Source organism: Pedobacter sp. 05L430 (genome assembly GCF_056397585.1).
Map to the genome: position 1 here is coordinate 1 of NZ_JBFTNT010000340.1, position 8,259 is coordinate 8,259.

The 8,259-nt window shown below is 38.7% G+C and carries 12 protein-coding genes; 8 read left to right on the forward strand and 4 right to left on the reverse strand.

Going from position 1 to position 8,259, the window contains the following annotated elements; genetic code table 11:
* On the reverse strand, nucleotides 1-474 hold a 474-nt coding region (locus AC1DG9_RS24145), incomplete at its 3' end, for a hypothetical protein (protein ID WP_477635388.1).
* Between the two features lie 346 nt (nucleotides 475-820).
* On the opposite strand from AC1DG9_RS24145, the gene AC1DG9_RS24150 reads away from it, so the two are divergent.
* From AC1DG9_RS24150 to AC1DG9_RS24165, 4 genes are all read left to right on the forward strand, one after another.
* Nucleotides 821-1,729 carry a hypothetical protein gene (locus tag AC1DG9_RS24150; RefSeq protein ID WP_172662814.1) on the forward strand — a complete coding sequence of 303 codons (909 nt, stop codon included), beginning with the start codon at nucleotides 821-823 and terminating at the stop codon, nucleotides 1,727-1,729.
* A 128-nt stretch (nucleotides 1,730-1,857) separates the two neighbouring features.
* Nucleotides 1,858-2,394, forward strand: a complete 537-nt coding sequence (locus tag AC1DG9_RS24155; protein WP_288884315.1) for a putative antibiotic biosynthesis monooxygenase — start codon at nucleotides 1,858-1,860, stop codon at nucleotides 2,392-2,394.
* A gap of 35 nt (nucleotides 2,395-2,429) precedes the next feature.
* The gene (locus tag AC1DG9_RS24160) at nucleotides 2,430-2,825 is read left to right on the forward strand and encodes a hypothetical protein (RefSeq protein WP_172662812.1); all 396 of its coding nucleotides are present in this window, start codon (nucleotides 2,430-2,432) and stop codon (nucleotides 2,823-2,825) included.
* 275 nt (nucleotides 2,826-3,100) lie between these two features.
* Nucleotides 3,101-3,253 carry a hypothetical protein gene (locus tag AC1DG9_RS24165; RefSeq protein ID WP_216854471.1) on the forward strand — a complete coding sequence of 51 codons (153 nt, stop codon included), beginning with the start codon at nucleotides 3,101-3,103 and terminating at the stop codon, nucleotides 3,251-3,253.
* Between the two features lie 46 nt (nucleotides 3,254-3,299).
* On the opposite strand, the gene AC1DG9_RS24170 is transcribed toward AC1DG9_RS24165, so the two are convergent.
* Both AC1DG9_RS24170 and AC1DG9_RS24175 read right to left on the reverse strand, forming a co-directional pair.
* Nucleotides 3,300-3,647, reverse strand: coding sequence for a hypothetical protein (locus tag AC1DG9_RS24170; protein WP_172662810.1), 348 nt, complete (start codon nucleotides 3,645-3,647; stop codon nucleotides 3,300-3,302).
* Nucleotides 3,647-3,988: an immunity protein YezG family protein gene (locus tag AC1DG9_RS24175; protein WP_172662809.1), complete on the reverse strand. Its 342-nt coding sequence runs from the start codon at nucleotides 3,986-3,988 to the stop codon at nucleotides 3,647-3,649. Before AC1DG9_RS24175 ends, AC1DG9_RS24170 begins: the two co-directional genes overlap by 1 nt.
* A 787-nt stretch (nucleotides 3,989-4,775) precedes the next feature.
* Here AC1DG9_RS24175 and AC1DG9_RS24180 point away from each other — a divergent pair.
* Nucleotides 4,776-6,224 carry a rhomboid family intramembrane serine protease gene (locus AC1DG9_RS24180; protein WP_337716142.1) on the forward strand — a complete coding sequence of 483 codons (1,449 nt, stop codon included), beginning with the start codon at nucleotides 4,776-4,778 and terminating at the stop codon, nucleotides 6,222-6,224.
* A 34-nt stretch (nucleotides 6,225-6,258) separates the two neighbouring features.
* Here AC1DG9_RS24180 and AC1DG9_RS24185 read toward each other — a convergent pair whose 3' ends face one another.
* Complete coding sequence (locus AC1DG9_RS24185; RefSeq protein ID WP_337716140.1) at nucleotides 6,259-6,723, reverse strand: hypothetical protein; 465 nt, start codon at nucleotides 6,721-6,723, stop codon at nucleotides 6,259-6,261.
* Nucleotides 6,724-6,890: 167 nt separating this feature from the next.
* On the opposite strand from AC1DG9_RS24185, the gene AC1DG9_RS24190 reads away from it, so the two are divergent.
* The 3 genes from AC1DG9_RS24190 to AC1DG9_RS24200 all read left to right on the forward strand — a co-directional run.
* Nucleotides 6,891-7,244 (forward strand): hypothetical protein, encoded by a 354-nt coding sequence (locus AC1DG9_RS24190; RefSeq protein WP_337716137.1) that lies wholly within the window; start codon nucleotides 6,891-6,893, stop codon nucleotides 7,242-7,244.
* A gap of 201 nt (nucleotides 7,245-7,445) precedes the next feature.
* Nucleotides 7,446-7,736, forward strand: coding sequence for a hypothetical protein (locus AC1DG9_RS24195; RefSeq protein WP_337716135.1), 291 nt, complete (start codon nucleotides 7,446-7,448; stop codon nucleotides 7,734-7,736).
* 231 nt (nucleotides 7,737-7,967) lie between these two features.
* Nucleotides 7,968-8,259, forward strand: a 292-nt coding sequence (locus AC1DG9_RS24200; RefSeq protein ID WP_477635389.1) for a hypothetical protein, incomplete at its 3' end; no start/stop codon positions are given.

Genomic DNA, 8,259 nt, shown 5'->3' on the forward strand with positions numbered 1-8,259 from the left:
ATCTGTATTAGGATTCTTAGTTCCCTTTCCATATCGGATCTCAAGTTTTTTCAGGATCTCTTTTTTTAGATCTGGAGTCTTCATTTCCAATCTGAATCCATATATAACATCGTCAGCTTTATATTCTGTTAAAATTTTAGAAAGCTCTGTTTTGTCTTTAAATCCCTGCATTGCAAAATGACCACCTCCAAACTTGGTAATACTATCTGTTTTCAATCGTTCAGCATTAACCTGAAAAAATACTTTGTGCCCTTTTAAATCAATTCCATCAAATATGAATTTTCCTAAATTTTTCCCTTCAATCAGAAAGCAAAATGGGTACTCCACGGTGTTTACTTCAAGTGCATTTCTATCCTTAAAGTCAATCACATTTTCAATGGGTTCATCCAGGTTTAGTCTTGATAGATCTATTTTTTCCTGTCTATTGCAGGCAATCGTTAAAAATGAAAAAAAGATAAAACATAAATACTTCATGGTGTTCGCTAATTAAAATTACTAGATCACCAATATAAGAAGAAATAATGATGAGATCTTTGAAGTCAGGCATTGCACTGACCCTGATGATAGATAAGAAGATTTCAAAAATTATAAAAAAATCTAAAGACTTTTAAGACGGGATTGAGACTGATAGAAACCAAGAGGAAGTTAAACGAAATGATCTTAATGAATAATGCCCTCAGCAAGCCTTTGACAGCGTGCCAATTGAAATAATATCTTTAATTAAGCTATTTGTGTCAAATGGAGGCAGCCTGTCAAAAAAATCATTGTTAAGTAATTTAAATAACTTTCTTTATCTTCCAGTTGAATATTGAGATACCTCATGATAAGAACCTGCTGTCTGCTTTCCTTGATTTGTTCTGCTAGTATTTACTTTGCACAGGCAAAGGACGCTTATTACGGAGAAGTAATTACCAAAATTGACAATACCGATGAAGGTTCCGATACCAGCCGTCTGTTGTATTGCAGAAATACAGTTGGTAACCGTCTTTCCGTTTACGCAGTTAGAGACGGTGTAATCTCCGAAGCTGCATCTTACCGTTTTACCGAAACCAGCAGTGGGTTGTTCTGCGAGCGTAGATCGCTGATCTCTAGCGGGCAAATGAAAGAAAGTCTGCGCATAGAATTTGAAGACAAATTATCTACGGTAGTGATAAACAAGACCGACCGGTATACGCTTTTTCCCGCTTACTACCTTACCTTTAAACAAGAAGTCAAAGCCAGACACTCGATCATGGCTATGTTAAATTTGCTTTCGGATGCCATAGGCGATTATCCGATTGCTGATGCGCTCCCTTTGTTGAATTATACGCCTAAATTAACTAAAAAAATTTCCCAGGCCAGGATCGTTACGCAGCGCAGCCAGGCAGATATAAAAGATACCTGGACCTGCAAATATTATTACAATAAGCATAATTGGCTGGATTCAGTCAGGGCATTCTCGCCGGAAGAGATCCGGTTTAGCAAAAAGATCCATTACAGCCGGTCCAATGTTAGCTCGATCATTACCTACCTCAATATTGAGAGCCGGCAGACAACCAAAAGATCTATTACCTATGATATGACCAATGGTTCCACGCTCCAATGGCAAGAACAAGTATTTGAAACAGGTAAGAACCAAGAAACACTTTCCTCGATCACCCTAATTAAGAATGACCTAGGTATGCTGAGAAAAATGGAACCATCAAAGATAGAAGTTCTTGAGCTAATTAAAGCGGCTAAAAAACGATGAATCCACAGAGAAACATATCTATTAGCTTAACCATGGTCTTCCTTCCAAACCAGCTTATTAACACAGTCTAACAAAATTAGACTTGTTGAATAAAAGTAAATCTTTAAATTAGTAACCTATCAGAAACTATGGCCATACATGTTGCAATTACCCGAAAAATCCTTCCTGGAAAAGAACAGGAATTTAAAGAATCTCTGCGGAATTTTCTTGGGCAATCGTTTATTCACGATGGCGTGCAAGGAGCCGCAGTCATCTCCTCCTTTCCAGGAGCGTATAGTAATGAAATTGGTATATTAAGAACATTTAAAGACGAAAAAGAACGTGACGCATTCTATAATTCAGAGCAGTTCAACAAGTGGGAAGCTTATGCTTCCACCCTTACCGAACCAGCTGTCTACAGACAATTGACGGGTCTGGAGGCTTGGTTTCGTTCACCAAATCCACCACCAAGATGGAAGATGGCCATTGCTACTCTGTGCGGTGTATTTCCAACGAGCCTTTTTCTGTATTACGCTACTGGTTGGTTACTTATAGGTCTGCCCGCTCCATTCCGGTTGCTGCTAACCGCAACGCTCATGGTCGGCATATTGACATGGGTGGTGATGCCAGTGGTTATTAAAATTATGAAAAGCTGGCTAACCGGTAACATTAATTTCACAAACTAAGTTAGAAACAGTGTAGTCTACTAAAGAAAAATCAGATGGCAATATATATCAATTCCTTTGTCCTTTTCGTGGTCCTGTTACTAGCAAACGGGAACAGCCCGGCACAGTCCTCCAAATCGAAGCAGGCGGGAAAGCATTTCGAAGGGTTATGGCTGGATAAAAAAACGAGCAGGCATTTGGAGATATCTTTTAAAGACGGTTATGCAACAATTATTGACTGGACGGGCAAGTTCCAAAAGCGGGAAAGCGGTGATAGCTATAAGGCATTCCTAAAAAATGGAAAACTCATCATGCCGGAAGACATAGGACATCATGCAGCCTACGGTGAAATCATATCAAACGATCAAACGCTGATATACCTAACTAAATCGATTGGAGCAGGAAAAGCATCCGCCTGGGATAGACAGATCTTTACCAAAGCCCGCAGATAAAACCATTCACCTGCTCCTTGCGATTTCTTTGTTCCACTAAATCATCGGTAAGAGGAATGCAGTAGTTTTTAGTGATTACTTACCAATACACAAATTATAAGACACTATAAAACAACAACTTATTAAAAATAAGTAACATTTCAGATTTGTCGAAAATCATCGGTAGTAATTTAGACTGTAATGTTGACAACTAATATAATATATTTCTATTTACCCATGTCGAATTAATCAATTGTTCGGAAATATAACCTAGCTTTATGCATCAACCCATTGATATGAGAGCTGGAATTTTTATTGATAATTCGGGTAATCCCGGTACTAAGACTGAAAACAGATATGACTCTACGGACAGGAAAAGTTGGTATGCGCTGTTGTTATTTGCAAAAAATGGAAAAGAATTGCCGGTGTTTTTTATACCATTTCAGTAGTTGCTAACGCTATTGGCAACCAAACAAAACATGCAACCACGTGAAATCATGACTTTGCTAAACGTTCGATTTCATCGTGCAGATCCTGATCCCAAATAAATTCAATATTGAATTTACCATCTGGTGTTAATGAAAAGATAGCCCTGTTCCATTTATTATTGCCACCACTCGTTGTTACGCTGTGTAATTCCCTGAGCCAATTTCTGACATCCCGTGGAATTTTTCTGACAGAAAGATCAATTGTTGTGTTATTAACCTGATAGTCGCCTGTATAAGCGACAACTCCATTTGCGACAACTTCAATATCTAATTTTGCCTCTGCCCAATTAGCATCCTCGATAGCATTTGAAATGCTTTGTGCTATGTTTAAATAAATTTCGTCTATGGTCATCATCAATCTTTTGCTAAACGTTCGACTTCGTCCTGAAAATCCTGATCCCATATAAACTCCATATCGAATTTGCCCTCAGAAGATAATTCATAAACTGCCCCGTTCCACTTGCTACCGTTACCTTCTGTCGTGATTTGGTGGAGCTCCAGGATGTCGAATGTCAATTGGAAATCAAACTCCTCGACATCCAATTGCTTTTCATGGCCTTTTGCATCATAATAAACACCGGTGTTGCTGACCATGCCGTCCAGCACCTCCAGTCGTAGGACCGCATTTTGCCAATCCTCTTTAATAACGCCGCTTATGTTTTTTGCAATGCTTTGGTAAATTTCATCTACTGTCATAATTTGTTGCTTTACTTAGCATTAAAGTTTATCCTAAATTCCTGATCCTGATAGATTCCATATCAAATTTGTCATCTTGGTGTCTATGCCTATCCAAGATGTTAAATGACTCCAGCAAGAGCACTATGAGGCAATTTAGTGATTATTTATCTAACTGTAATGTCCTAGAGATGCTAAAAACAGGCTACTTTCTAGACTTAAGATACTCCGAAATATCAAAAATCCCACTACAGGTGAGAGCCATCCCGCTGGATATAAGAAAAACCAAACGATAAAACTGAATAAGGCACTGCAGATTAGAAAAAGTAATCCTTTATAAAAATGCTTTCCCATTAAGCCAAACATTAATGTAAACATGGCTACAGTCAGGGATAAAAAAGTAAATTTCAGATCTGTTATGTAGTTTGTTCGATTGTACTCGAATGGGAAAATGAAGCATAAGCAGATGGTTAAAATAACCACGCCAGCAATTAAGATTGGCTTTCTGGCTTTAATTCCCTCGTTCATGCTATTTCTTCGTATATTTTCTTTCAAACTCTTGTCTAAGATAGACTTCTTTTCTCCGTTTTTATGTGAAACATATCACCTTCAATAGAAATAAATATGAGAGCGCTCCCACTGTTCTGCCCGGACTAGCAGCTGATCAGCCTTGGTGGCTATGCCCCAAAAAATTATTATATTTCGCCCAACGTATAATATGCAGGACTTTAATACCTGTCATGATACCTTTGATCAAACAACCGGGGAGTTATTTTGAACTGGCCGGCAGAAAAACTACCACCGAAATATGAAAATTGAGCAACACTTATCTAAGAATGAGCTGACTGACAAGCAATTTTTGGTGATTGCACTTGAAACGGTTAAATATCTCGGTTGGCGCATCAGATTTATCTCAGATGCCGGTGTCATTGCTTACACCGATAATGGYGAGCATTCCTGGAACGGAGAAATCACTGTTAAATTAAACGAGTCTGGTGCCATGGTGCAATGTGTCACCATATCCAATCTGCTGAATGACTACGGACGCAGCGAAGCCGCGGTACATGCATTTATTTTCTCATTTGAAAAGTTGAAATCAGAGATCAGCGAAGATGAAGTGCGTGAAAAATATAAAATCTATAAAAAAGATTTTGTTCCCGCTTACGAAGATACTTTAAAGCCTGATATCAGACCGAAATTTCATTTTTTCGGCGGGTTGCTATCCTTTTTTAAACCGGCAAAAGGCTATTTCTTTACCCCTATTCTAATTGTACTCAATATTTTAATCTACCTCATCATGGTATGTTCGGGTGTAGCTGTATTCGAACCTGATGCTGCCAGCATGACCACATGGGGAGCGAACGCAACCATTTATACGCTCGGGGGTCAGTGGTGGAGATTAATTACGAGCTGCTTTATTCACTTCGGTTTCATCCACTTGCTACTAAATACGTACGCGCTTGCTTTTGTAGGGTTATTTTTAGAACCGTTTCTGGGAAGGGTAAAATTCATCACAGCATACCTCCTGGCCGGCATTTTTGCAAGTGTGATCAGCCTTTGGTGGCATGACAATACTGTGAGTGCTGGCGCCTCAGGCGCTATCTTCGGATTATATGGGGTATTCCTTGCGCTGTTAAGCACAAATCACATCGAGAGTTCCATGCGTAAAGGTTTGCTAACAAACATCGGCCTATTTGTGGTTTACAATTTAGTATTCGGCAGTTTCAAAGGCGGAATAGATAACGCAGCACACCTGGGGGGACTACTTGCCGGCCTGATGATCGGATACGCTTATTACCCGGCTTTGCAGAAACCAGGTGAAGTCTTGTTAAAATGGCTTACACCGATATTGTCGGTAACTGTTGTCATGCTTGTTTCAGCGGTAATTTACGTTAACCTAGCCAATAGTGACAAGGTCACCTATCAGAAGCAGATCCAGGAATTTTATAAAATCGATACCGATGCATTAAAAGTACTAAGGGGACAGGAAAACAATACGGGGGAAGAACTAGTTCGGGCACTGCAACACGGAAAATCAGCATGGAGCAATGGTATTGAATTGATCACCGAATTGGATAAAATGAACCTCTCTAACCGGTTACACCTGCGTAACCAAACGCTCATCAAATATTGCAGACTAAGAATAAAAACTTGTGAACTAATCGCTCAGAACCCGGAGCAAGGAATAAATAGCTATTCACCACAAATGCAACAGATTAATACGCGAATAGGGAAAGTCCTTGACGATCTGAAATAAGACTAAGGGTATAAATAGACCAAGCAGCCAATTATCAATCGATATAATCGTTTCCATGAAGCCTTTTTCTTGCCTCTAATGAGTAATAACAAAATATAAGGCCTCCGATATCCACACCATTCTTTTTGCTCTTGTCTTCAATCCAGTAACCAATATCATCAAGACTTGAATCTTCTTTAAAGTCTTTCAATAGTTCTTCCGGTCTCAATTCTACATTTGACGAAAGGACAATAATGCCACTCTCCTCAAGGTGTTTTATTTTTTCAACGATTTCATCACCTACAAAACAAGTAAAATAAGTTTTGTCGTAGCTTCTGGCCACAAGTGCGGATCTGCCTCCATTTGTTTGCAATTCAAGCCAAGCATCCGTCCCCATAATATACCACAATGCATCGCCTGCATCCATGGCATAATCTTGCAATTCTGCAAGTTCATCATTCAAAATTGCGATGATAAGATTTTCTCCTATGGCAATGCAAAAAGGTTGTTTTCTTTCCATGATTATAAAATATTGCTGAGTAATTATTACCGAATTTGGTTAATTATAAAGTATTTTCGCAATCCGGCGTGTATACAGACRATTTCTACAAAAATGGAGAATTAATTAGCGAGGAAGAGTTTTTGAAATACAAAACTATAGATTAATTCATATAGTTGTACAATAGCATGAAAACAACGCGCACCTTATTTTTTTCTCTGGCATTCCTCCTGTTTTCCTGTGGAGCAAAGCATGATGAGAAGCAGCTTAGTGCAACGGAAACCCTTCATTCAGTTAAACAAAACAAGATAGATTCGATTCCCGCTAAAATAACTGAGCTTGAAGAATTGGCCGCTGGTATGTCCGCTTCCAGAGAAAGCTATTTAAATGATGGAAGTACAGGGGCTGAAGAAAGATTCATTAAAGCCCTTGGAGAGGCATTAAAGCAGCCAGGTAGCTTTCAGAACGATTTTGCCAGCCTTAAGCAGTACGAAATTAACGTAATAACTGCCGATGACCATAAACTTAGGCTGTTTTACTGACTTTCTCCTTATTCCGGAACGATGTGGCATGTGCAGAATATTGTTCAGTACCAGGGTAAAAATAACATCGTAACTAYGGTTTTATTTAATGATCTCTAAGAGGATAAAGGTGATGAAGGAAGCCCCACACCGTTTTTTGAACATGTATATAGCTTAAATATCTCACCTCAAAAGACTTATTTGCTTACAGGGCATGGGCAAATGAGCGGTACAGAGTCTTATAGCGTAAGCCACGCTTTAGTGATCAATCACTCCAAATTTAGCATCGACAAACCGCTGTTTAAATTGGCGAGAGCACTCAAAACCCAATTGTTTGCCTCCGCCATAGTTAAAGAGGATCAGGATAAAGAGAAACTTAGGGTGCAAATGGCTATGATTTACAATCCTCAGGATAAAACCATCAGTTATCCGGAGGTTAACGAAACTAAAAACGAATCTGTTTTCAGTGGAAAAAGAAATATGCTAACCTTTCGGGATGGAATGTTCAGGTAACAAGCAGTCTTCTGCCCATTTAAAACTTATCAAAGGGTGGTAAATATTCGGGCCACTCAGCGGTGACATGAATTTGCAATGGTCTTGTGACTATATTATAGAATAGATAAATAATGGCTAAATTGTCGACGATGTCTTCTGTTTCATGATGAACCAAACGGGCATTAACAATTAATGTATTTAAAATCTTTACAGGAACGAAATAAAAATAACAGACATAACCCTATTGAAATGATAAAACAATACCGATTGTTACTTTTAGCGCTTTTGCTGATAGGTTGTAAAAAGGAACCCGCTATAGAACTGGAAGACTTTAACCTGAACAGCAAGGTATCAACGTTTGTATCGGACAAAAACAAGTACAAAACTTATACTAATTATTATCAAATAAAATCTGAAATAATTGGCGCGGACACTGTTTCAGATGGCGAATTAATAGGAAGCGAGCAACCCATAAGAATTGACTATAAACAGCAAATGTTTTCTTACGAAGATGTCATTGCAAGATTCGGTGATTTTGAAT